General features: G+C 71.6%; 15 protein-coding genes and 1 pseudogene. 7 read left to right on the top strand and 9 right to left on the bottom strand.

The window, feature by feature from the left end:
* The first annotated feature begins 64 nt into the window (after positions 1-64).
* From OV079_RS57520 to OV079_RS09510, 3 genes are all read left to right on the top strand, one after another.
* Entirely contained in the window at positions 65-1,468 is a 1,404-nt protein-coding gene (locus OV079_RS57520) for a LodA/GoxA family CTQ-dependent oxidase (protein ID WP_420829397.1), read from the top strand.
* The gene (locus tag OV079_RS09515; protein ID WP_267767634.1) at positions 1,465-2,520 is read left to right on the top strand and encodes a tryptophan 7-halogenase; all 1,056 of its coding nucleotides are present in this window, start codon (positions 1,465-1,467) and stop codon (positions 2,518-2,520) included. Before OV079_RS57520 ends, OV079_RS09515 begins: the two co-directional genes overlap by 4 nt.
* 1,128 nt (positions 2,521-3,648) lie before the next feature.
* Complete coding sequence (locus OV079_RS09510; RefSeq protein ID WP_267767632.1) at positions 3,649-4,788, top strand: LamG-like jellyroll fold domain-containing protein; 1,140 nt, start codon at positions 3,649-3,651, stop codon at positions 4,786-4,788.
* A 204-nt stretch (positions 4,789-4,992) separates the two neighbouring features.
* Here OV079_RS09510 and OV079_RS09505 read toward each other — a convergent pair whose 3' ends face one another.
* Both OV079_RS09505 and OV079_RS09500 read right to left on the bottom strand, forming a co-directional pair.
* Positions 4,993-6,096 (bottom strand): hypothetical protein, encoded by a 1,104-nt coding sequence (locus OV079_RS09505; RefSeq protein WP_267767630.1) that lies wholly within the window; start codon positions 6,094-6,096, stop codon positions 4,993-4,995.
* A 179-nt stretch (positions 6,097-6,275) separates the two neighbouring features.
* Positions 6,276-7,961, bottom strand: a complete 1,686-nt coding sequence (locus OV079_RS09500) for an amidohydrolase family protein (RefSeq protein ID WP_267767628.1) — start codon at positions 7,959-7,961, stop codon at positions 6,276-6,278.
* Positions 7,962-8,101: 140 nt separating this feature from the next.
* Here OV079_RS09500 and OV079_RS09495 point away from each other — a divergent pair, with 140 nt between their 5' ends.
* A complete protein-coding gene (locus OV079_RS09495; protein WP_267767626.1) occupies positions 8,102-9,526 on the top strand; it encodes an RNA polymerase sigma factor in 1,425 nt (474 codons plus the stop codon).
* Positions 9,527-9,548: 22 nt separating this feature from the next.
* Here OV079_RS09495 and OV079_RS09490 read toward each other — a convergent pair whose 3' ends face one another.
* The 4 genes from OV079_RS09490 to OV079_RS09475 form a co-directional block, all read right to left on the bottom strand.
* Positions 9,549-10,889 carry an exonuclease/endonuclease/phosphatase family protein gene (locus tag OV079_RS09490; protein WP_267767623.1) on the bottom strand — a complete coding sequence of 447 codons (1,341 nt, stop codon included), beginning with the start codon at positions 10,887-10,889 and terminating at the stop codon, positions 9,549-9,551.
* Between the two features lie 68 nt (positions 10,890-10,957).
* The gene (locus OV079_RS09485; protein WP_267767622.1) at positions 10,958-12,160 is read right to left on the bottom strand and encodes a trypsin-like serine peptidase; all 1,203 of its coding nucleotides are present in this window, start codon (positions 12,158-12,160) and stop codon (positions 10,958-10,960) included.
* 224 nt (positions 12,161-12,384) lie between these two features.
* Positions 12,385-13,134, bottom strand: a complete 750-nt coding sequence (locus tag OV079_RS09480; protein ID WP_267767621.1) for a hypothetical protein — start codon at positions 13,132-13,134, stop codon at positions 12,385-12,387.
* A 171-nt stretch (positions 13,135-13,305) separates the two neighbouring features.
* The gene (locus OV079_RS09475) at positions 13,306-14,055 is read right to left on the bottom strand and encodes a YqjF family protein (protein ID WP_267767619.1); all 750 of its coding nucleotides are present in this window, start codon (positions 14,053-14,055) and stop codon (positions 13,306-13,308) included.
* 243 nt (positions 14,056-14,298) lie between these two features.
* Here OV079_RS09475 and OV079_RS09470 point away from each other — a divergent pair, with 243 nt between their 5' ends.
* A complete protein-coding gene (locus tag OV079_RS09470; protein WP_267767617.1) occupies positions 14,299-14,979 on the top strand; it encodes a hypothetical protein in 681 nt (226 codons plus the stop codon).
* Between the two features lie 292 nt (positions 14,980-15,271).
* Here the strand turns inward: OV079_RS09470 and OV079_RS09465 are convergent, their stop codons facing one another.
* On the bottom strand, positions 15,272-16,000 hold the full coding sequence (locus OV079_RS09465) for a cyclic nucleotide-binding domain-containing protein (protein WP_267767615.1): 729 nt from the start codon (positions 15,998-16,000) through the stop codon (positions 15,272-15,274).
* Positions 16,001-16,016: 16 nt separating this feature from the next.
* Positions 16,017-16,322, bottom strand: a pseudogene (locus OV079_RS57515) (cyclic nucleotide-binding domain-containing protein); the annotation flags it as partial.
* A 1,155-nt stretch (positions 16,323-17,477) separates the two neighbouring features.
* Between OV079_RS57515 and OV079_RS09460 the strand changes: the two are divergent.
* Positions 17,478-18,605, top strand: coding sequence for a D-alanine--D-alanine ligase family protein (locus OV079_RS09460; protein ID WP_267767614.1), 1,128 nt, complete (start codon positions 17,478-17,480; stop codon positions 18,603-18,605).
* A gap of 254 nt (positions 18,606-18,859) precedes the next feature.
* Positions 18,860-21,217: an FG-GAP-like repeat-containing protein gene (locus OV079_RS09455; RefSeq protein ID WP_267767612.1), complete on the top strand. Its 2,358-nt coding sequence runs from the start codon at positions 18,860-18,862 to the stop codon at positions 21,215-21,217.
* Between the two features lie 72 nt (positions 21,218-21,289).
* On the opposite strand, the gene OV079_RS09450 is transcribed toward OV079_RS09455, so the two are convergent.
* Positions 21,290-22,285, bottom strand: a complete 996-nt coding sequence (locus OV079_RS09450) for a WD40 repeat domain-containing protein (protein WP_267767610.1) — start codon at positions 22,283-22,285, stop codon at positions 21,290-21,292.
* Positions 22,286-22,345 lie beyond the last annotated feature (60 nt).

The following is a 22,345-nucleotide window of genomic DNA, read 5'->3' as shown; positions in this document are numbered from 1 at the left end:
CGGCCGAGGTCCGCGGCAAGTCCACCGTCGGCCCGACGATCGCCGGCCATTCCAGGGCACGTCGGTGCAGCTCGGTCAGCTCCGCACCGACGACGCCGGCCGTCTGGTGTTCCTCGGCGGCCACGGCGTGTCGGCCTCGCCGACCAACCAGCCGATCTTCGACCCCAACGTCCCGACGACCTTCATCAACGCCGATGGCTGGTACGACGACACCTCCGACGGGCCCGTCACCGCGACCGTCCGCATCGAGGGCGCCGAGATCCCCGTCGAGGGCGCCTGGGTCGTCACCGCGCCGCCGGACTACGGGCCCGGCGTCCTCGGCGTGCGCACGCTCCACGACCTTCTCGTCGACGTGTACGTGCAAGCGGGCTGGTTGCCGGCGCAGCACGACGTCGCGTTCAAGCGCGACGTCTGGCCGCTGTTGCGCCGGCTGTCCGGGCTGCAGTGGAACAATCACGGCTTCGCGGTCGCGTTCGGGGCCGGATCGCGGCTCGACTTCGACGATCCGGCGCTGGCCGCCGAGCTGGCGTGGAAGCCGGCGCAGGGCGGGTACGATCGCAATCAGGAGATCCGGCGGCAGGTCGCCAACAGCTTCCGCCCGTCGACCCCGAGCGACGGCAACCAGTTGCCGTGGCCGTGGCTCTACGGGGACGCGATGGAGTCGGTGGCGGTCGACAACCCGCGGCAGAACGCCGCGATCACGTGGACGCAGGAGCAGGTGCTCGCCAGATGGGTCGCCGGCGACTTCATCGACGATCTCGCGGTCGAGCTGCCGACGTACGCGGCGATCGAGGAGGTGCCGCTGGCCGAGCAACCGGGGATGCTCGACCGCGCGGCGCTCGACCACGCGCTCGCCGACGCGTTCCATCCGGGCTGCGAGGTGACCTGGCCGATCCGCCATCTGACGATGTTCGACCGGCCGTTCCGGATCCGTCACCGACCCGCGGGCACGCCGGCGCCGAGCTACGGCTCGACGCTGACGCAATCGGTGGCGCTCGGCCCGAACGGCCCGCTGCACGAGCAGGGCCCCGGCGATCTCACGCGCTGGATGGGGCTCCCCTGGCAGGCCGACACCGCGTTCTGCCGCGCCGGCTACGACAAGGCCTACGACCCCTTCATCCCCAGCTTCTGGCCCGCGCGCGTGCCCAATCAGGTGCTCACGCTCGAGCAATACCGGGTGCTCATGGACACCTCGCGGCCGCTGGAGACCCGCCGCGACGCCTTCGCCGCGCGCGCCGACTGGAACGCGCGCCTCAGGGGGAGCGCACCCGAGCAGATGGTCCAGATGGTCCATGAGTTCCACGAGATGGGGCTGCTCGAGGTGCAGCCGGGTCCGAGCGACGTCCCCGGCGTGCCGAGCCGACTGCGCGTCGCGGCGGGCGGTGTCGCCGGCCCGCTGAAGGGCGAGGCCGCCGAGCTCGAGCCGCACGAGTGGCCGGTGCCCGTCCACAAGCCAGCGCGGCGATGATGGATGTCGTCGTCATCGGTGCCGGTCCAGCCGGTGCGCTCGCGGCGGGTCTGCTCGCGCGCGCCGGCCTCGCCGTGACGATGATCGACCCGCGGCCGGAGGGGTTTCGGATCGGCGAGGGGCTCCCGCCCGCGGCCCGGCCCCTGCTGCACGCGCTCGGGCTCCTGCCGCTCGTGCGCGACGCCTTGCCCGGTAACGGCACCCTGTCCGCGTGGGGCAGCGACGATCTCGGCGTGTACGACCATATCGGCGAGCCCTACGGCCACGGGTGGATCCTCGACCGTGCGCGGTTCGACGCCGGCCTGCGCCGCTGGGCTTGCGAGGGCGGCGCGGTGCTGCGAATCGCCCGCCTCGTCGGCGCCGCCCACCGCGGCGACGAGGCGCTCGAACTACGCCTCGACGACGGGACCTGCGTGATCGCTGCATTTGCGATCGATGCCTCGGGCCGGCCGGCCGCTCTGGCGAATCGGCTGGGCGCGACGCGGACCCACGTCGACGCGCTCGTCGCCACCTACGCCCGCTTCCGCGCCGGTGTCCCCGGCGAGTTCGACACCCGCATTCTCGTCGAGGCCGCGGCGTACGGCTGGTGGTACACGGTGCGGGTGCCCACGGGCGAGCGGGTCGTCGCCCTGCTCCGCGATCACGAGCCGGGTGCCTGCTCGGCGCGCGCCGAGTTCGTGCAGCTGCTCGTGCGCACCCGCTTCATCGCCGCGACCCTGGCCGCGGGCGATTACCTGCCGATCGAGGCCCCGCGCGGCGCGGACGCCCGGACCGGCCGACTCTCCCATGTCTTCGGGGACAGATGGATCGCCGTCGGCGACGCCGCCTTCTCGGTCGATCCGCTGTCGTCGCAGGGCCTCGCCGACGCCCTCCTCACCGCCGACGCCGGCGCGAAGGCCATCGTCGCGGCCCGCGGCGGCGACCCGCGCGGGCTGCCGGCCTACGCCGAGCGCGTCGAACGGCTCTACGAGCGGTACCTCGAGCACCGCCTGGCCACCTACGCCCGCGAGCGCCGGTGGCCGGACGAGCCGTTCTGGCTGCGCCGTCTCTGACGGGGCCCACGGCGCAGTTCCTCGAGCTGCGCTCGACCCCGCCGAAGCCGAAGACGTGGCGATCGACGGGCCCAACCCGTCGAGCATCTGTGGCAGGAGTGCCGCACCGAGAGCAGCAAGGTCGAGGGCAGCGGCTACTGTTTGTCCTGCCAAACTCGCCAGTCGACAGGCGCGGCGGTGACGCCGCGCCCGACGAGTCGAGAGCAGCGACTGCGCAACGGAGCGCTTCGCGCCGAACGCCCGGCCGTCCCGCCACCACCACGCCGCGGCCTATCGCGCAGCGCACGCGACGAGTTCGGCTGGCAGCCGCGGCCCGACTTCGGTGCGATGCTGAGCTGTCTGCGCGCTGGCCTGGAGCCGCGCCGCGCGCTCGCTCGCGCCGTCGGTTCGAAGGGTCACCACGATCGTGACACTCGACAGACGCGTGCGCGAGGTCGGAATGCTGCGTCACGTCCACCGGATGCGTTCAGGGTGAGGTCGCGAGTGGGGTCCAGAGGTTGGCACGGGGAAAGTTCGAGGTCCGAAATTGTTTTTCGGCGCCCGGGCACTAGCGCATTTGAGACGATCGTCAGCGGATTGCGGCCGAGTCTCAGCTACGTTCACCCATCGAAAGAGATTGTCACCATGCATTACAGCCTTTCTCCGTTTGTGCTCGCACCTCGCTATAGGCTCGTGCGCGCGTCAGCCCTCGTACTGCCGCTCGCGCTGGGGGGCAGCGCCTGTGACGACCCCACTTTGACCTCGCCTCCAGCGAGCTCGCCGCGGACGACGTCGCGGAGGCCGACGCGGCCGACATTGGCGACCCGCCTGGTCCGACGCCCACCGGCCCGACCGAGCTCGCGGGACCGCTTCGCGAACAACGAGCATGCCACTTTATCCCCGATCCAGCGATCGAGCGCGCCTGGAAGATCAATCAGAAGGGCTACCTCGACACCAACATCGACTTCTCGAGCTTCTTCGACGGCCCGCACACGGTCATGGGCTGGGTGATGCCCGAGTTCACCTACAATTACTTCCGGGCCGATCTTCGCCGAGAACGGCAGCGGCACGTACCTCGTCGGCCAAGGGGATTACCGCGACGGCAACGTCGTCATCCAGAACAACAAAGTCGTCACCCCCGGCGACCCGGTGCTGAACGTCGACCTTGGAGGTAAGAAGGTCAACTACATCGCGCCCGGCTACGTGAAGCGGCAGTGGAACCACATCGCGCTCGTCCGGACGGCCGCCGACGTCAGCGGCAAGTTCACCTTCAAGCTCTACCTCAATGGCGTTCTGCTGTCCCCGGTCGGCGGCGTCGAGATCTCGTTCAGCCCGACGGATCCGATGAGCCCATCCCAGGTTCCGCAGGGCGAACTGCGCCTCGGTCGTCGCACGAGCGGGCTCAACCTCGAGTCCAGCAAGTCCTGGCAGTTCTACGGGCTGATCGACGAGGTCGCCGTATTCGACAGCGCGCTGAGTCAGGCGAATATTTCTCAGATCATGCAGTGTGGATTCGGAGGCGACGAGTCGGCGATGGTCGCCGGTATGACCTTCGACACCTACGGGTTGCAGACGCCCCCGGGGCCGAAGATCGTCACGCCGGTCACGCCGGTCGCGCCGGTGAGCAACTTTGTCCAGCGCCTCACGGTCGCCTCCGGGGTCAAGTCGGCGAACGCCGGCGACGCGGATCTGTTCGAAGGGCCGCACGTCGCGCCGACCCAGGGCAGCTACCAACTGCCGTTCCCCGCCGGCGAGGTATGGCAGGTGCAGCAGGCCCCGGATTCCGCGGGCGGCTCGCACAACGGCTTCGCAGCGTTCAGTTGGGACTTCAAACGCGTCGTGGCTCCGATGCAGGGGACGGTGTCGGCTGCAGCGTCCGGGCAGATCTACTACGTAAAGGAGGGAGTCGTGCTCCCAGCCGACGTTACTGAAGCCAACGCCGTCCGCATCAATGTCGCCCCGAACGAAAGCGTGCTTTACCTCCACCTCGAGCCTTTCAGCTTCACCGATATCTTCATGGACGGGAACCCGTTCTTCGCGCCGCAGACTGGCCCAGTGTACTACCTTCCCGTCACCCAAGGCGATGATCTGGCGAAGTCCGGCATGAACGCCGCACACCTGCACTTCGATGGCAACGATGGCGCCTTGGGCGTCAATTCCGGCGGGGTGACGATGCCGATCGGATTCAGCGACTACGAGGTCCTCGATTTCGTTGGCCCGAATCAACAACAGTGGCATACGGTGCTCCGCGGGATGCCGAAGGCGGGCGAAATTATCCGTCGCATGTAGACGACGGGCTGCGCTCTCCGAAGCACGTGGCTCCTCGCTGTCCTCTTCCGCCTTGTGGCGGGCGAGCGACTGGTGGGGCCGCGACGCGGCGACGGGCCCGGCGAGACAGGCGACGCCCTGCCGTTCGTCAAGTTGTTCTCGGGCGTCTGGCGAGTCCGCGACGACGCGCAGAGCCGCCGGACTCGCGGCCCTGCGCAGTCAGCCTCACGGGCAGTCGACGGAGTCGGCCGGGTGCGCCTGCAGCACCGCGTGCAGCGTCGCCTCGAGCAGCGCGCTGGCGTCGGCGACCGGGAGGCCGTAGCCGACGTGGATGTGGCCGGCGGCCACGTTGTGCGGGGCGAGCTGATTGTAATAGACGCCGTGCAGGCCGAGGAAACCGGACAGGAAGTTGCCGCTGGTCTGCTGATCGATGACCACCGACGTGATGCCCAGCGGCTCGGTCGCGGCGGCGATCACCTCGAGCGGGAGCTGGCTCGGCAGCGTGTTGCCCTGGCGGTATTCGCTGATCGCGTCCCACGAGCGCGCCTCGGTCGTCGACTTCGTCGGTTGGTGCTCGGCGCCGTGAGCGTCGGACAGCCAGTCCTGCGCGGGCCCGCCGGGGTTGTCGAGGCCGTGACCGCCCTCGAGCGCCTCGATCTCCCAGCCGATATCGCCGCCGCGGCTGGTCGTCACCAAGATGATCGGCTGGTACTCGTCCACCAGCCGCCAGAAGTCCTTCGAGGTCGCCTGATAGTCGACGCGCAGGTCGAAGTCCGGCGAGCCGACCGCGCCCGGATCGCCGATGTCGTCGTTGGTCGGATCGCCGTCGGGCGGGAACTCGGGGAAGAACGAATGGACGTCGTAGCCGTAGCCGCCCCAATCGGCGCCGATCCAGCCGTCCGGGTTCTGCGCCGGATCGGTGCTCCACGGCCGCAGCATCTCGTTGGTCGGCGGCCAGTAGCCCATCAGCACCACGTTCTTCGTGCAGCCGACAGGGCCGGTGGTCGACGACTCGCTCGTGCTCGCCTCGCTCGTGCTCGCCTCGCTCGTGCTCGTCGTGCTCGTGCTCGCCGTGCTCGTGCTCGCCGCGCTCGTGACGTCGCCGGACCCCTGGGTCGAGGCCTCGCTGGTGGTCGGGGTCGTGGCCGCGTCGCCGGTCGGCGAGCCGGTGGACGCCTCGGTCGTCGTCGTCGCCGCGGCGGTCGATCCGGTGCTCTCGCCGGGATCCGCCGGCGCGCAGCCGGCGAGCAACGCCGCGAGGCTTCCGCGTGAAAGGGTGAGTCGGGCGGCCGTCGAGCTCCGGTAGCGCAGGCGTGAAGCGTAGGACATCGCCGTACGATACCCGCAGGCCGCCGGCTCTGTCTCGACGGCGCGTCGATCCGCCGACGCACCTGACCTGCGGTCCTCGATGCGGGATGCGCGAGGCCGCAGGCGAACCCGCGCGGACCTGCCCGGGCGCGCCTGATGTCGGCCCGCGCGTCCGCTGCGGCGGTTCGTCGGCGCGCCGCTCAGGGCACGACCACGCCGCTCTTCATGACGCCGTGGACGTCGCCGATCAGCACGCTGACGTCGGTGAGCGGGTCGCCGTCGACAGCGACGATGTCGGCGAAGTAGCCGACCGCGACCCGGCCGACCTCGTGCTCGACGCCGATGCTGGCCGCGCCCTCGATCGTCGCCGCGCGCAGGGCCTGGAGCGGCGTCATGCCGGCCTCGATGAACCACTCGAGCTCGCGCGTGTTCTCGCCGAAGCCGCTGAACACCGCGTCGGAGCCCATCGCGATGTCGACCCCGGCGAGGTGGGCCTGATTGGCGGTGGCCAGGTTCAACGCGATGTACGCCTCGAACTCCGCGGCCTTGCCCGGGTCGTAGCCGAAATAGGCCAGGTTGTCCTTGTAATAGCGGTTGTGATCGATCGTGGGCACGTAGGTGACCCCCATGGCGATCATGTCCATGAAGTCGATGGTATCGAGGCCCTCGGGGTGCTCCAGCGAGTCCGGCCCGGCCATGATCGCCAGCTTCGCGGTGTCGGCGTGATAGGCGTGGATCGCGATCGGCCGGCCGAGCGCGTGCGCCTGGTCGACCGCGGCCTTGAGCTGCTCGAACGTGAACTTCGAGCTGCAGGTCAACGTGTCGTCGCTGCAGTTGTCGGCCCACACCTTGATCAGGTCGGCGCCGTCGGCCACGTTCTGCTGGATCCACCCCTTCATCACGTCGATCGACGGCACCGGCCCGCTGATGCCGTAGCCGGCGGTGTAGATCCGCGGGCCCGTGACCTCGCCGGCCGCGATCGCGTCGCGCAGCTCGGCGATCAGGTAGTCGCCGGGGCCGCAACCCTTGTCGATCGCCGTGGTGACGCCGAGCTTGATGGTCTTCTCCGCCGCCTGCCGCGCCAGCTCGGCCAGGGTCTCCGGCGAGTTCTGGAACAGCCACCAGCTCCGCTGCCACGGGAAGGTCCCGGGCTCGTCGTCGGTCTGGTAGATGAAGTGCGTGTGGGCGTCGACCAGCCCGGGCACGCCGGTGTAACTCGACCAGTCGACGACCTCGGCGCCGCACGGGATCTCGTTCTCGTCGGTGGCGAGCGCGACGACCCGATCATTCTGGACGATGACGATCGCAGGCTCGAGGACGCTGCCGTCGGCCGGATCGATCAACCGCGCGAGCTTGACCGCCCGCAGCTCGCTCTCGCAACCCTCGGTCGTCGTGCCCTCCGTCGTGCCCTCGGTCGTCGTGCCCTCGGTCGTCGTGCTGCTCGCGGTGGTGCTGTCCTCGGTCGTCGTGCCCTCGGTCGTCGTGCCCTCGGTCGTCGCGCTGCTCGCGGTGGTGCTGTCCTCGGTCGTGCTGCTCGTGCCGACCTCGGACGTGCCGGCCTCGCTGGTGGGGCCGTCGCTCGTGCTCGTGCCGGCGCTCGGGTCGGTGACTGCGGTGGTCCCCGGCACGGTGGTCGCGTCGCCGGTGCTGTCCTCCGTGAGCGAGGACGCAGCGGTCGACTCGTCGCCCGTGGTGGGGTCGGTCGTATGGGCCGTGCTCGTCGCGCCGCTGCCGTCACAGCCCGCGATGGCGGCGATCCAGCAACCCAGGCTCGCGCAGCGCGTGATCTTTTTAATAGAATGCATGCCGCTGCGCAGCCGGGCGGCGGGGTCGTGACGGAGTAAGAGTCGATGAAGAGACGTGCTGTCGAACGCATGCCAGCTCATCTCCGGCACCGCCGAGTCCCGTCGAAAATTCTTCAGGCCGGCTCGCAATCTTTTCATGCGCGCCGGCGCTCCGATCCTCGGTGTCGGCCTGATGCAGATTTTCTGACGGAACCCCCGCCACCCGGAGATACCGCGACCACATGCAGCTGCAGCCCGCCGAACCCGAGCTCCGCGCGGAGGCGCCCATTGCGGGCGCCTCGTTCGAGGCGCTGTTCCGCGAGCACTTCGGCTTCGTGTACCGCAACCTGTGCCGCCTCGGCGTACCACCGGCGGCCGTCGAGGACGCGGTCCAGGAGGTCTTCCTGGTCGTCCTGCGCCGCCCCGACGCGCCGATCACCTCGGTGCGCGGCTGGCTGTACGGCATCGCCCGCCGGATCGCCTGGCGGCAGCGGCGGAGCGCCGGCCGGCAGCACCGCCTGGCCCAGGCCCTGGCCGACGAGGCCCCGCGCGCGCTCGACGGCGCGGTCGCGGTCGCCGAGCGCGAGGCCGCCGCGCTGCTCGAGCGCTTCCTCGGCCGCCTCGACGAGGACAAGCGCGCGGTGTTCCTGCTCGCCGAGCTCGAGCAGATGACGGCGCCGGAGATCGCCCGCGCCCTCGAGGTCAAGGAGAACACGGTGTATTCGCGGCTGCGGGCGGCCCGACAGGAGTTCGACCGCACCTTCGCGCGCGTGCGCCTGCGCGAGCGGCGGTCGAGCGGCGAGGCGGCGCTCGACGAGCGGGCGCTGCTGCTGAGCCGCGCCCGGCGGGCCGGCGAGCCGAATCCGGCCACGCGCCAGCGCGTGTTGCTCGCGCTGATCGCCGGGGCCGGGCTCACCGGGGCCGGCGAGGCCGCGGCCGCATCCGCAGGCGCAAGTCCGGCCCACGCCTCGGCCTGGACCGCGGTCCCCGGCCAGCAGCTCGCCGCGTGGTCCGGCACGACCGCCGGCGGACACGCGCTCGGCGTCGCGGTGGTCGGGATTGTCGGCGCGGTGCTCGTGGCCGCCCGGCCGGCGCCGGACGATGCACCTGCACGCACCGCCGCGGTCGAGGCGAAGGCCGGAGCGAACGACGTCCCCGCCGCTGCGCGGCCGCCCGCGCCCGCTCCTGCCTCCCCGACGCCTCCAGAGCCGGTCGCGCCCGTCGACGAATCGTCGGTGCCGTTCGCGCGGCTGGCATCCGCCGCCGCGCGGGCGAGTCGCTCGACGCTGGATGTGTTCGCAATCGGCGCACCCGCTGCGACTCACATCCATGTCCCCAAGGCCATGTCCTCGGGGACATCCTACGAATCGCCTCCCGCCACCGTCGACCTCGACGCCCTGCGCCGCGAGTCCAGCCTGATGGCCGAGGCCCGCGCCGCCTTGGGCGCCGGCGCGTGGACGCAGGCCCACGAGCTGCTGCAGCGGCACGCGCTCGAGTTCCCGGCCGGCGCCCTGGTCGAGGAGCGCCGGCTCTCGCTCGTCACCGCGCTCTGCTCGCTCGGACAGCTCCAGGCGGCCCGCGCCGAGATCGCCCGGATCGCCGGCGAACACCCCGACTCTCCCGCGGCGCGCAAGGCCCGGGGCCTGTGTCCCGCGGCGGCGGGTTGATCACCGCGCGCGGAGCCCGGGTTCAATAATAAAACTCGGCCCGGATCCCGCGGTGCTCCGAGTAGTTGAGGTCCGGGTCGGTGTCGCCCGTGAGCTCCTTCGCCGCCGCCTCCGCCTCCGCGTACGTGATCGTGTGGGCGCGGCGGGTGCGGGCGCGGCAGCCGTGGCCGTCCTTTCCGAACAGCATGTCGATGCGTTTGTCGCCGCCGATCGTCCAGTTGTCGTCGAGACAGGCCTGCACGCCGCCGCCGGACTTGCACGCGCGGAAGATCGGGTCGCGGTAGTTGAGCGCGCCGCCGACGTCGCCGTTGGCCTCGGCGTACCACGGGCGCCAGTCGTCGTTGTCCTTGCGGTCGGGCTCGTTGAAGTCGCCGCCGAAGATCACCAGCTTGCCGCCGAACCCCTTCTTGTGCAGCTTCTCGTCGGCCTCGAGCACGTTCTGCTTGGCGCAGGCCGGATCGGGCCCCTCGCCCTGCGCGGTCGCCCAGTGCAGCGAGGCGACCGTCACGTCCTTGTCGGCGATCTTGTCGTGCAGCTTGACCATGACGTTGCGGGTGCGCGCCTGGTTGTTGCGCACGCACGCGCCGTCCTTGTTGACCCACGACTGCCAGACGTGCTTCTCGCCGACGACGGAGAAGCGGCCCTGGCGGATGATGATCGCGTTGGTCTGCTTCTCCTTCTCCTTGCCGCACGGCGACAGCTGCGTCCACGGATCGGCGTCGGCGATGATGCCCTCGAAGATCCCGGGCATCTCGTCGGTCATGCGCTTCACCAGCGTGTCGAGCTGCGCGCTGTCCGAGATCTGCTGGACCAGGAACAGGTCCGGGCTCGGCTGGATCGACTTCATGTACGCGATGAGGTCGGTCCAGTCGCCGGGGCACTGCTCGCCCTGGATCTTCAGGTTCTCGATGTTGTTGACGTAGACCTGGATGAACGCCGGGTCGTCGTTGATCGCCTTCGGCGCGTCCACTTCCGGCGGGGCGTCGTCCTGGTGCGCGCACAGGTCGACCGGCGGCTCGTCGCCGGTGTCCACCGGCTCGCCCGTGCTGCCGGGCTCGCCCGTGGTCCCGGGCTCGCTGGCGCTTCCGGTGGTCCCGAGCTCCCCCGTGTCGGTCGACGTGGTCGACGCGGTCGACGTCGTCGACGCATCGCCGGTCGTGCCGCTCGTCGGCGCCTCGGTGGACCCGGCCTCGGTAGTGGTCGTCGTCGCGGTCGCGCCCGACGAGCTCGAGAGCTCGGCGTCGGTGTTCGGCTCGGTGCCCGCGCTGGTGTCCGCGCCGCAGGCGGCGAGCAGCAGCACGAGCGACGACACGAGCCGGCGAGCCGGCGCAGGATGAGGGTGTACGAGGATGATGCCTTCCATGGCCCCTCGACCCTAGCCGATCCTGCACCGGCCCGCGCCGGCTCGCGAACGCGGGCCTGCGACCGGGCTCAGGGGTACGTCGCGCGCAGGTTCATCATGTACTCGGCCAGGGTCTGCGAGATCCGGATGCCCGCCGACGAGTAGTCCGTGTTCGCCGCGCAGGTGCTCGAGTTGCACTGGTTCCACACGGTGTTGCCGATGATGTACGGCCCGTTCACGCCGGGGCTGTTGCTGTAGATCGGGCCGCCGCTGTGGCCGGCGCTCGAATCGCAGCCGGTGCGCAGCTTGCCGCTTGTGCCGTAGAGCGGCCAGCGCGAGTCCGGATCCGACACGGCCGGGGCGACGCCGGCGCACGTCAGGTCGCCGTAGGCGACGTTGCTCGTGCAGGGCGACGGCGCCAGCGAGTCGTCGCAGGCGGGGTAGCCGACGTTGCTGGTGGCCCAGGTCGCGACCGTCGCGTCGCCGGCCCAGTACACGCCGAAGTAGCCCGGCGCGCCGTTCGGGCTGCTCGCCCACGGGTTCGGCGGCAGCACCAGGATCGCCCAGTCGTTCTTCACGCACGACCCGGTGTACGTGGTGTTGCAGCCGTCGTTCAGGTACGAGATCGGATACAAGGCGCCCTGCGAGGTCACGGTGCCGTAGGGCAGCTCGGCGCCGTTGCGGCGGGCCCGGAAGGTGTGGTTGGCGCTGTAGTCGCCGTTGCCGTCGAAGATGCAGTGCGCCGCGGTCAGTACCAGGCGGTTGCCGAACAGCGCCCCGGTGCAGCCGCCGCCGACCTTGCCGACGCGGCGGAACGTCGAGTGCGTCAGCGAGATGCCCTGGAGCGAGATCCGGTTGTCGACGTCGTGCGACCACCCGCGCGGCGTCACGAGGTCCTCGTCCTCCTCGCCCGGGCTCGCGTCGGCGAACCCGAGGGCCGCCAGCTGCTCGGCGGCCGCGTGCACCGCCGCCGCGTCGTAGGTCGCGATGTACTCCGCGCTGTCCTCGTAATCGACGTAGATGACGCCGAACTTGCCGCCCTCGCCGGCCTCGTACTGCGACAGCAGCGGGTCGCGGCTCGCCAGGCGCTGCTGCGGATCCTCGTCGACGATCGTGGGGTGGAACTCGTAGTCGTCCGGCACCGTGACCAGCTCGATCGGCGCCCGGAACTGCAGCTCGGGCTCGATCCCCAGCTCCGAGCCCTCCGCGGCCGCCGCGTCCTCGTCGGCCTCCGCATCGCACCCCGCAGCGGGCAACAGCAGCGCGCTCAGGGCACAGGCGAGGCGGGACACGGATACGCGACGAATAAGGGACGAAGATGTGAAGAGGATGTCGTGGCTGCGCTTCATGCCCGGGGAGTGACGTCGGGCCGCCCGCCAATTGCACCGCGACGATTTTTCCGCCGCGGCCGCGTCCACGCGCGCCCGCGGCCCCTGCAGGCACGCGCTCGCGCCCGCGGCTCGTCGCGCGTGACCTGCTTCACCGGTCGCGCAGGAGGTGAAGTTTCGACCCGTCCTCACTCCCGGTCCTCGGCCTCGAGCTCCGCGAGCACGTCCTCGATCACCGGCAGCAGCTTGGGGTGCCCGTCCAGCTTCGTGAGCGCCTCGCGGGCGAACCCGAGGTCGTCGCGCGCCGTGAACTGCCCGGTCTCGGCCGCCGGCGACCACCGTCGCTGGTGAGCCACCAGCCAGCGCGAGAACGCAGTCACCTGCGACAGCGCCGCGCTCGCGGCGATCCGGACCGCGTCGTCGGCGATGATCACCTCCTCGAACATCTCGCGCGCCTGCGGGGCCATCGGCGCGCGCGCCAGCTGCTGCTCGAGCGCCTCGTACTCCGGGGCCTGCCCCGGTTTCACGAGCGGCGCCAGGGCCGTGAACGCCCGCGCGTGGTACAGCACCTGGCGCAGCCGGCAGCCGTCGAGCGTGAACTGCAGCTCGCCCCACTGGCTCATCGTGTTCACGCGCTCGAACAGGTGGAGCAGCGACTCGATGCCTGGCCGGCGCGTGAACTCGCCGAGCTCCTCGCGCGCGTCGCCGGCGTCGACCCGCTTCGCCGCGACGAAGCGGGCGAAGCCCTTGACGAACAGCTCGGTGCGGAAGTCCGGCGTGAAGCCGTCGACCGAGCCGCCGCGGTCGTAGTAGCCCACCAGCGGCAGCGTCAGCGGCGACCACTCGCCCGGCGCCCGCTCGATCAGCGCGACGTGCACGGCGCGACAGGCCCGCAGCGACAGGCCGGACAGCGGACAGCGGAAATCGAACAGACCCACGCGAGCACCTCCCCGGTCCCCGAGGACATGTCTCCGAGGACATCCGCGAATCGACCCCGGCGGACCCGCTCCCCGCCCCGGCTCGTCGCTCGACCGTCCCGCTCCGCACGTCCTGCCCGGCTCCGTGGCGGCCACGCTTAGCCGAGTCGCCGCATCGCCGCAAGGGCGCGCTCACACCAGCCGGCGGCCGTGGTACACGGTCACCGGCGAGCCCTCGGCGAGGAACGCCGAGCGCGGCGCGCCTGCCAGGGCGGACGCGAATTCGCGGCCGTAGAGGGCCGCCACGTCGACGTCGAGCTGCGGCTCGACGCCCGCCCAGACCCGCCACGGCGGGTGCTCCACGCGGTACTCGATCGTCGGCCGCCCCGGCCCGGCGACGTAGCCCCAGTAGTGTTCGGCGATGAACTCCGCCTCCGACCCGGGCACCAGCGCCGCCGGCTCGCCGCGCCAGCCGAGGCCCAGCTCGTGCCAGCGACCGCCCACGCGCACCCCGTAGACGACCCGACCGATCCCCTCGAGCGCGCCCGCGGTCTTCGTATGTCTCATCGGCCAGGCCTCGTAGCGCTCGCCGTACAGCCGCCGCGCGACCATCGCTACCGCGGCGCGCGGCACGATCTCCTTGAGGAACGCGACCCCGCGCTTGTAGCCGTCGGGCCCGACGTGGGGCTCGTCGTCGCGCCCGCGGCGACGCACGTAGAAGCGGAGGTTGAGCTCCTCGAAGTCGCGGTGCCACGGGACCGGGCAGCCGAGCAATCGCGTGCGCAGGAACATGAAGCCGACCAGGCTGACGTAGACCTCGCCGTCGAACCGATCGAGCTCGGTGCCCGGCGGGACGTGCGGCGCGAGCACGGCCGGGTCGACGACGAAGTTCAACATCACCAGGTCGCGCCACTCGGCGGTAAGGAACGCAGCGTCGGCCATTTCACCGAGAGTAGCACCCGCCCCTCGGCGTCGACGGTCCTGCGACCGCAGGGCGCACCCTCACGACCGTGAGCGCCGGGCCGACGCTCCCCACAAGGCCGAGGCGGCGGACGGCGCTCGTCCTCGGTTCGCTTGAGCGCAGCCCGAGGGCGGGCGCTTGCGCGCCGTGACATGTCCTTTCCGCCATGTCGAACGCGCCAGCCCCCGGGTGACACCGCCCGGACCGCACCGCTACGATGGCGCATGCCCCCGTCTCGCCGTCTCCTCCTCGTCGTCCTCGCCTCCGCCCTCGCCTGCGGCCCCGGCGACGACGGCAGCACCGCCTCGGCGACGGAGAACGCGACCACGGCCGGCACCGACACCGGAGCCACCGGCACCTCCGCTCCGACCTCGACCTCCACCTCCGGACCTGCCCCCTCGGGGCCCGAGTGCCAGGAGGACGCCGACTGCGGGCTCGTCAACAATTGTTGCGAGTGCGATCCCAAGCCGGTCACCGCCGAGGTCGCCGCGTGCGAGGGCAACTGCCTGCAGCCGACCTGCGACGCGCTGAGCCTGTGGGGCGCCCAGGCGGCCTGCCGCTCGGGCATCTGCGAGTTCGCCGACATGACCTGCAGCGACGGCCCCGTCACCTGCGACCAGGCGATGCCCCAGTGCCCCGCGGGCACCGTCAACACCATCCAGGACGACTGCTGGGCCGGGTGCATGCACCCGCGCTACTGCGAGGGCCTCGGCTGCACCCCCGGCTCGTGCGGCGACGGCTGGACCTGCGTCAGCCATCAGTCCGGCGCCAGCACCTGCGCCCTGCTCCCGGCCGCCTGCGCCGGCGAGCCCACCTGCGCCTGCCTGCAGCCCTATTTCGCCGAGTTCTGCCCCGGCTCCTGCGGCGACGTCGAGGGCGGCGTCCAGTGCCAGGACGGCGGTTGATGCATGGCCTTCAGGACATGCTTGAAAAACATGTCCTCAAGAACATTCATAATTGCATCACCCCGGAGGCCGCCCGCTCGGCGGGCCTCGAACACGAAGGACGCATGTGTTCCGAAGCCCGCCCCGCGTCAAGGCGACGACCCGCGGAATGGCATCACAGGCCGTCTCGGCCGCGAAGCGCCCGGCCGCGGCCCCCTGTCATGAATCCGTCATGCGTCGCTCGGCCGACGCGGCGAACCCCCTGTGATTCGGCGGGCTCGACCGGTTCCGTCGCGTCCGCTCGCGCAGCGCCTCAGCGCTGCTTCCACGCCTCGCCGGCAGGTTGCGGCGCCGTCGCCGTCGCCTGCCACGGCGTCGTCTCCTCGTGGCGTGACGCGAACACCCCGATCGCCGCCTGCAGCGCCTGCGCCGCCGCCTCGAACCGCCGCACCGAGCCCGCCAGCGTCACCTCGAGCCAGGCCGTCCGCGCCGCCGGGGGCAGCCGCTCGAACGTGTCGCGCGTCATCGCGTGGACCCATCCTGCGGTGGTCGCCACGATCGACGCCGTGCGGGCGGCGCCGGCGAACGCATCGACCCCGACCAGCGCGCCGGGCTCGAGGCGGCCCAGCAGCATCGATCCGCCGCGGGCGTCGATCGTCCGCAGCACGTCGGCCTGGCCGGCCGCCAGCACCAGCACGCGCGCGTCGGCGTCGCCCTGGCGCAGCAGCACCTGACCGGCGCGGAACGCCTGCGGCGTGAACGCCTCGGCGATCGCCGCGCGCACTGGCGGGCTCGCGCGGCCCAGCAGCGGATGGTGCGCCAGGAACCCCGTCAGCGGCGGGCATTCCGCCGGATTCGGCGTGGTGCGGGCCACCCGGCGCCACAATCGGCGGAAGATCCCCGACGACGCCGACGCTGGCGCCGCGAACTTGCCCACCTGCAATTGCGCGAGCACGCGGTCGAACACCTGGCTGCGATGCGTCGTCCCGGCGATCGCGCGCCGCAGCAGCGCGTCGTGGACCGGGCTGCCCAGCGCGCGCATGGGCGATGCTCGCCACGGACAGCACCAGCGCGTGCGTCCGTACGCTCGCGCGCACGCTGGCGAATCGCCGGGCCTCCCCGGTGTACAGCGCCGACTCGCCGATCGTGTCGCCGGCCTCGACCCGCCCGATCACCGTCCCGTCGACCAGGACGTCGAGCGCGCCCGCGAGGACCAGCGCGAACGCGTCCGCGGGCCGTCCCTGCCGCCACAGCATCGACTGTTCGCGCACCTGCACCACGCTCCACAGCGGCAGCGTCGCCCGCAGCGCGGCCTCGGGCACCTCCGCCAGCACCCCCGACAATGCGAACAGCAGCGGCTCCATCTCCCGTTCGTGGCCCGACCTCCCGCGCTGCGCCACGCGACGTGATCACGCCGCGACGGCGACCGCTCCCGCACCTCCGCGTGTCATGAATCGCGCTACCCGGCGACGACTCGGTCGGCGCGGGCGCCTGGCGACAACGCGGCGCCCGGCAGCGCCGCGAGCGCCGAATCCACCGGGTCGATCGGACATGTCCCCCGGACCATCCAGGGCCGGGTCCGCCGCCTCGCCCGCGACGGCCTCTCGCCGACGAACGGGAGTTAAAGGCGAACGGCGGAGGCATTGCTGCGAACCTGTCGCAGCGCCCCGCCGACACCATTTCGATTACCATGTCGCATCATTCGCGTCAAATCGCGTTTCCGATCGCGCGCGCCGGCGCTCGCCAGGGCCGGCAGCCCCCGCATCGCCGCCCGCGCGTGCCTCGTCGAATCGGGTTCAATGGCCCGATATCGCCGCTCGTCGCCTCAATCGCGCCTCCTCGCGCCGCGGGCCGGGGACATCGCCGGCGCCCGAACAATGTCCACTCCGCGCCACGTTCACGGCATCCTTGCCCGGCCGCGCACGCCGATCGCCGCCGCCGACGTCCTCTCCGCCGCGCTGCGCCGCCCGCCGCGGTCGGCGAGCTGACGCCGTCTGCCCCCGGCTGTGCGACGCGGCGCCGGGCGACGCCCTCGCCCCGGGCGTCGCTCTCCTGGACGTCTCGATGCGGATCGTCCCCCACCCGCGCGAGCCGATCCCGGCGGTCGGGCCATTCGCAGTTCGCCGAGCTCGTCGCGCCTCGACGGCCGACTGCCGTGACGGCGCCTGCGTCGCCGCCCCGATGTCTCACCGAGGCATACGCGGCACGACCTCGCTTCACCGCCTCGACGATCGCGATGAAGCAGGCGATCGCCTCCGCCTCCCAAGCGCTCGCCAATCCATAAAACCCCCTGGCGCCGACGGGCCACCCATTCGCGTCGCCGAAGCCGGTCACCCGATCAGGTCCGAACCAACCACCTCGCCGACCTCGCGTGGACCCATCGAAGTCGAGGCCGCTGCACGCTCGAGCCTCTCCGTTCGGCCTGCCCCGGGACCGGCCTCAGGGGTCCCGCCTCGCTTGCAGGTACAATTCCGAGTCGGCGCCTCGCGGTGGAACCGACTCGTGCGCGCTTGCGGCCCGTGCTACTCGTCTCTCCCGCCATGCGGATCGGCATCACCTACGACCTCAAACCGGCGGACGCACCGGCCGCGTCGGAGCCCAGCGACCTCTACGAGGAGCTCGAGGCGATCGACACCATCGTCGCCATCGAGCAGGTCTTGCGGCGCCGCGGGCACGACGTCGTCCGCCTCGGCGGCGGCCGGGCGCTCCTCGACGGCCTGATCCGCGGCGGTCTGGCCGAGCGCCTCGACGGCGTCTTCAACCTCGCCGAGGGCTTCGGCGGGCGCGGCCGCGAATCGCAGGTCCCCGCGATCCTCGAGCTCCTCGCAATCCCCTTCACCGGCAGCGACGCCCCCGCGCTCACCCTCACCCTCGACAAGCGGGTCGCCAAGCTCGTCGCCCTCGATCACGGCCTGCCGACCCCGCCGTTCCGCCTCGTCCCCGTCGGCGAGACCTGCGACGACCGCGGCCTGCGCTATCCGCTGTTCCTCAAGCCCGTGGGCGAGGGCTCCTCGATCGGGATCCGCAGCCGTTCGCGCTGCACCGGGCCCGCCCAGCTGCACGACCTCGTCCGCTCGCTGCACGCCGCCTACCACCAGCCCGTCCTGGTCGAGGAGTTCCTGCCGGGCGAGGAGTACACCGTCGGCGTCCTCGGCAACGGCGACGACGCCCGCGCCCTCGGCGTCATGCAGATCGTCCCCAGCGGCCCGCTCGACGAGTTCGTCTATTCGCTCGAGTACAAGCGCGATTACTGCGTCGAGGTCCGCTATCACATGACCGACGAGCTGCTGCGCCGCGGCGCCGTCTCGCCCGCGCGCCTGCGCCAGATCCACGAGCTCGCGCTGGCCGCCCACCGCGTGTTCGAGTGCCGCGACATCTCGCGCGTCGACCTGCGCTGCGATCGCTACGGCCAGGTCCAGTTCATCGAGATCAACCCCCTGCCCGGCCTGCGCCCCGGCTTCAGCGACCTCGCCAACCTCGCCGCCGGTCACGGCTGGAGCTACGACGCCCTCGTCGGCGGGATCCTCGACGCCGCCCGCGGGCGCTGGCAGGCCGCCGCTCCCGTCGCGCGGCCGAGCGCCCTCGCCGCGCTCACGGCCGCCGCCATGCCGGCGCTGACCGGCGATTCGTCCGACGTCCTCGGTTGATTCGCCGTCGCGTCGCGCGGCGACTGCCCTCATTGCGCCTGAGCCTCCGGGGCCGCGCGATGAAGCCGATTGCGCGCGGGCGGACGCGCGCCTGCGGGCCGGCTCGCCCGTGCTCGGTCGATCCCGCGAATTCGCTCGTTCGTCGCCGCTGTGCGGCCTTCTCGTGACCTCGCAATCGCCGCACCACGCTTCGCCGGTTCGATCCGCAAGCGACGACTTGTCATCTTCGGGGTCCACGTGGTCCCATCCTCGCGATGCGTCGCGCGATTTTGGCCCCCAACCTCCTCGTAGCCCTGGTCGCCGCGTGCGGCGACAGCGGTCGCCCGGCCGACAGCGCGACCCCGACGACCCCCGGGACCACCCTCCCCGGCACCGACGGCCTCACCGGCACCACCACCGACGGCACCACCGACGTCGTCCCGACCGAGGGCAGCGGCGGCCTCACCGACGCCTCCAGCGGCACCACCGGCGCCGCCTGCAGCCTCGAGAGCTGTCCCGACGGCGCCTGCGTCGGCGACGTCTGCTGCGCCGCCGACCTCGCGTGCGGCGAGGTCTGCTGCCAGTCCGACCAGGTGTGCTCCTTCCAGCAGTGCGTCGTCCCCGGCGCCGAATGCGTCGACGCCGCCGAATGTCCCGAGGGCAACTATTGTGAATACACCCTCGGCGAGCCGGGCAGCATGGGCGGCGATCAGTGCGGCGGCGGCTTCATGCCGGCGACCGGCAAGTGCCTGCCGGAGCCGCCCGAGTGCGACCCCGGCGTCGTGCCCGAGGGCGACGACATCGACTGCCTGCCCCGCTGTGAATACAAGCCGCAGACCAGCTTCGATCCGGTGCTGAAGTACGCGTGGACCGACGCCAGCGTGATGATGCCGCCGATCGTCATCCAGCTCGACGACGACGACTGCAACGGCGAGGTCGACGAGCGCGACATCCCCGAGATCGTGTTCATGTCGTTCGACGAGGGCAACTACAGCTCCAACGGCACCCTGCACGCGATCTCGATCGTGAACGGCGCGCTCGTCACCAAGTGGACGCAGAAGCCGGCCGTCGACACCCTGTTCGGCGGCCGCTCGCTGGCCGGCGGCAACATCGACGGCGTGCCCGGCAACGAGGTCGTCGCCTGCACCGCCGAGGGCAAGGTGCGGGCCTACACCGCCGCCGGCGCCGAGCTGTGGATCAGCGCCGAGGTCGTCGGCTGCGACCACATCTCGCTGGCCGACTTCGACGGCGACGGCAACGTCGAGGTCCTCACCGAGTCGAGCGTCCTCGACGGCAAGACCGGCGCGGTCGAGCTGACGATCGACGGCCTCACCAGCAGCTGGTGGAACAAGAAGGCCATCGCCGCCGACGCCGACGGCGACGGCCAGCTCGAGATCGTCACCCCGACCCGGATCCTCGAGGCCGACGGCACCGTCCTCGTCGACACCGGCCTCGGCGGCACCTTCCCCGCCGTCGCCGACTTCGACCTCGACGGCGTGCCCGAGGTCGTCGGCATCGACAACGTCCACGGCACCGGCACCCACGACCTCAACATCTGGCGCTACGACCCCAACGCCCCCGGCAAGTTCGTCATCGTCCGCCAGGACATCGACATCAACGGCCCGCTGTCGCCCGACCTGTGCCCGGCCGACAGCGCCGGCAACATCGGCGGCGGCGGCCCGCCGACCATCGCCGACTTCAACGGCGACGGCACCCCCGACATCGGCGTCGCCGGCGGCATCGGCTACGCGGTGTTCGACGGCAAGAAGCTGATCGACCCGAACGTCGCCGCGGCCGACACCTTCCTGTGGATCAAGCAGACGCAGGACTGCTCGTCGGCGTTCACCGGCAGCTCGGTGTTCGACTTCGACGGCTCCGGCTCGGCCGAGGTCGTCTACGCCGACGAGCAGTACATGCGGATCTACGACGGCGCCACCGGCGACGTCCTGCTCGAGGTCTGCAACACCTCCGGCACCCTTCACGAGTACCCGCTGGTCGCCGACGTCGACAACGACGGCCAGGCCGACATCGTCGTCTCCTCCAACGACTACTCCAGCCTCACCTGCCCCAAAGAGCAGATGAAGACCCGCGGCGTGCGGGTCTTCGGCGACGCCAACAACCAGTGGGTGCGCACGCGCCGGATCTGGAACCAGCACGCCTACCACGTCACCAACGTCGCCGAGGACGGCACCATCCCGACCGCCGAGGTCTCCAACTGGACCACCCCGGGCCTCAACAACTTCCGCCAGAACGTCCAGCCCGAGGGCGAGTTCGCCGCGCCCGACCTCGTCGTCGCCGGCCACACCCAGTGCTTCGACGGCTTCAAGGCGTTCGCCCGCGTGCGCAACCTCGGCCAGGCCGCCGTGCCCGCCGGCGTGCCCGTCGGCTTCTACGAGGGCGACCCCAATCAGGGCGGCACCTTGCTCGGCACCCTCAGCACCACCAAGGTCCTGTACCCCGCCGAGGCCCAGGAGCTGGTGCTCGAGCTGCAAGACCTGCCGCCGAGCTTCATCGACGGCAGCAAGCCGCTGGTGCTGATCGTCGACGACGGCATGCCCGAGCACCCGTGGCACGAGTGCCGCACCGACAACAACACCGCGACCCTCGACCCCGCCTGCAAGGTCATCGGCTGAGGCGCGCCGGCCCAGCACCGCGAGCGCCGGCGCGGCCGCCACCGCCACCGCACGGGCCGGGCCCGTCGTGCTTCACTCTTCGCCGGGCACGACCCGCAGCACGAACCAGTCCTCCATCGTCGCCACCGCCACGTGCAAGCCGTCCGGGGCGAACGCGAGCGCCTCGACCGCGCGCCGGCGCGTCGGCAGGCGCTCGACCCGAGTGTCCGTCGCCATATCCCACAGCTCGAGCCCGCGGCCCTCTCGCGTCACGCGGTCGGCCACCAGCCAGCGGCCGTCGGGCGATCGCGCCGCGCGGGGCCAGTCGTGCGCCGGGCCCAGCGGACGGCCCACCCCGCGCCTCGGGTCCCACACCACCAGCCGATACGCGTCGCGGCCGGACCCCTGCTCTCCCGTCGCCGGATCGATCACCCGCATGTACAGGATCGGCCCCGCGGCGTGCCACGCGACCACCGTCACGGCCCCGAGCTCGTAGGCCGGCGCCCGCCAGCACGCCATGAGCTCGCCGTCCCAGCGCCACTGCGACCACGTGTCGACCGTGGTCACCACCAGCGAGTCGCCGAGGTCCCACAGCCCGGTGACGTGCATGCGTACCTCGCCGAGGGCCTGCCGCACCAGCTTCAGCGACCACGGTCGCGGCGGGCCGAGCGACTCCGCCGCGAACCACGACAGCCTCCCGCGCCCGTGCCGCATCACGATCCGCCGGCCGTCGGTGATCAGGTCGACATCCGTAGGGTCTTCCGGCCATGTCCATTCCGACATGTCCTTCTCGCCACGCTTCATCACCAGCCGTGCCCCCGCGCCGCACTCGTGGACGATCACCAGCGCGTCGCCGGAGCGCGGCGCTCCCATGCCCATCAGCCGCGGTCCCCCGCTCGATGCGCGCAACCTCGAGGTCCCGCCCGCCGCCTCGCGCACCAGCTCGGCCGAGTCGTAGCTCGCGCGCACCAGGCAGGACGGCGCGTCGGCCCACCACGACCGCCGCGCCTGCCCCCACAGCGTGCCGATCGACCGCACGAACACCAGCCGCCGGCCGGCTCGAAACGGCTTCGTCCGCTGCGACGTCACCGGCCCAGCGTACCCGTCCGCCGCCGCGCGGTCGACCGCGGGCCGCGCGGCCCCGGACCC

Origin of the sequence: Nannocystis pusilla, from assembly GCF_026626665.1 — a bacterium.
Classification (GTDB): Bacteria; Myxococcota_A; Polyangia; order Nannocystales; family Nannocystaceae; genus Nannocystis; species Nannocystis pusilla.
The sequence above is the reverse complement of the archived record's forward strand: the minus strand, read 5'-3'. Positions and strand labels throughout refer to the sequence as shown.

What these genes read in the sequence shown, in the direction of transcription:
- OV079_RS09515 (WP_267767634.1), top strand. Translation starts at nt 1,465, where the DNA reads ATGATGGATGTCGTCGTCATCGGTGCCGGTCCAGCCGGTGCGCTCGCG.
- OV079_RS09505 (WP_267767630.1), bottom strand. Translation starts at nt 6,096, where the DNA reads ATGTCCTACGCTTCACGCCTGCGCTACCGGAGCTCGACGGCCGCCCGA.
- OV079_RS09500 (WP_267767628.1), bottom strand. Translation starts at nt 7,961, where the DNA reads ATGAGCTGGCATGCGTTCGACAGCACGTCTCTTCATCGACTCTTACTC.
- OV079_RS09495 (WP_267767626.1), top strand. Translation starts at nt 8,102, where the DNA reads ATGCAGCTGCAGCCCGCCGAACCCGAGCTCCGCGCGGAGGCGCCCATT.
- OV079_RS09490 (WP_267767623.1), bottom strand. Translation starts at nt 10,889, where the DNA reads ATGGAAGGCATCATCCTCGTACACCCTCATCCTGCGCCGGCTCGCCGG.
- OV079_RS09475 (WP_267767619.1), bottom strand. Translation starts at nt 14,055, where the DNA reads ATGGCCGACGCTGCGTTCCTTACCGCCGAGTGGCGCGACCTGGTGATG.
- OV079_RS09470 (WP_267767617.1), top strand. Translation starts at nt 14,299, where the DNA reads ATGCCCCCGTCTCGCCGTCTCCTCCTCGTCGTCCTCGCCTCCGCCCTC.
- OV079_RS09465 (WP_267767615.1), bottom strand. Translation starts at nt 16,000, where the DNA reads ATGCGCGCGCTGGGCAGCCCGGTCCACGACGCGCTGCTGCGGCGCGCG.
- OV079_RS09455 (WP_267767612.1), top strand. Translation starts at nt 18,860, where the DNA reads ATGCGTCGCGCGATTTTGGCCCCCAACCTCCTCGTAGCCCTGGTCGCC.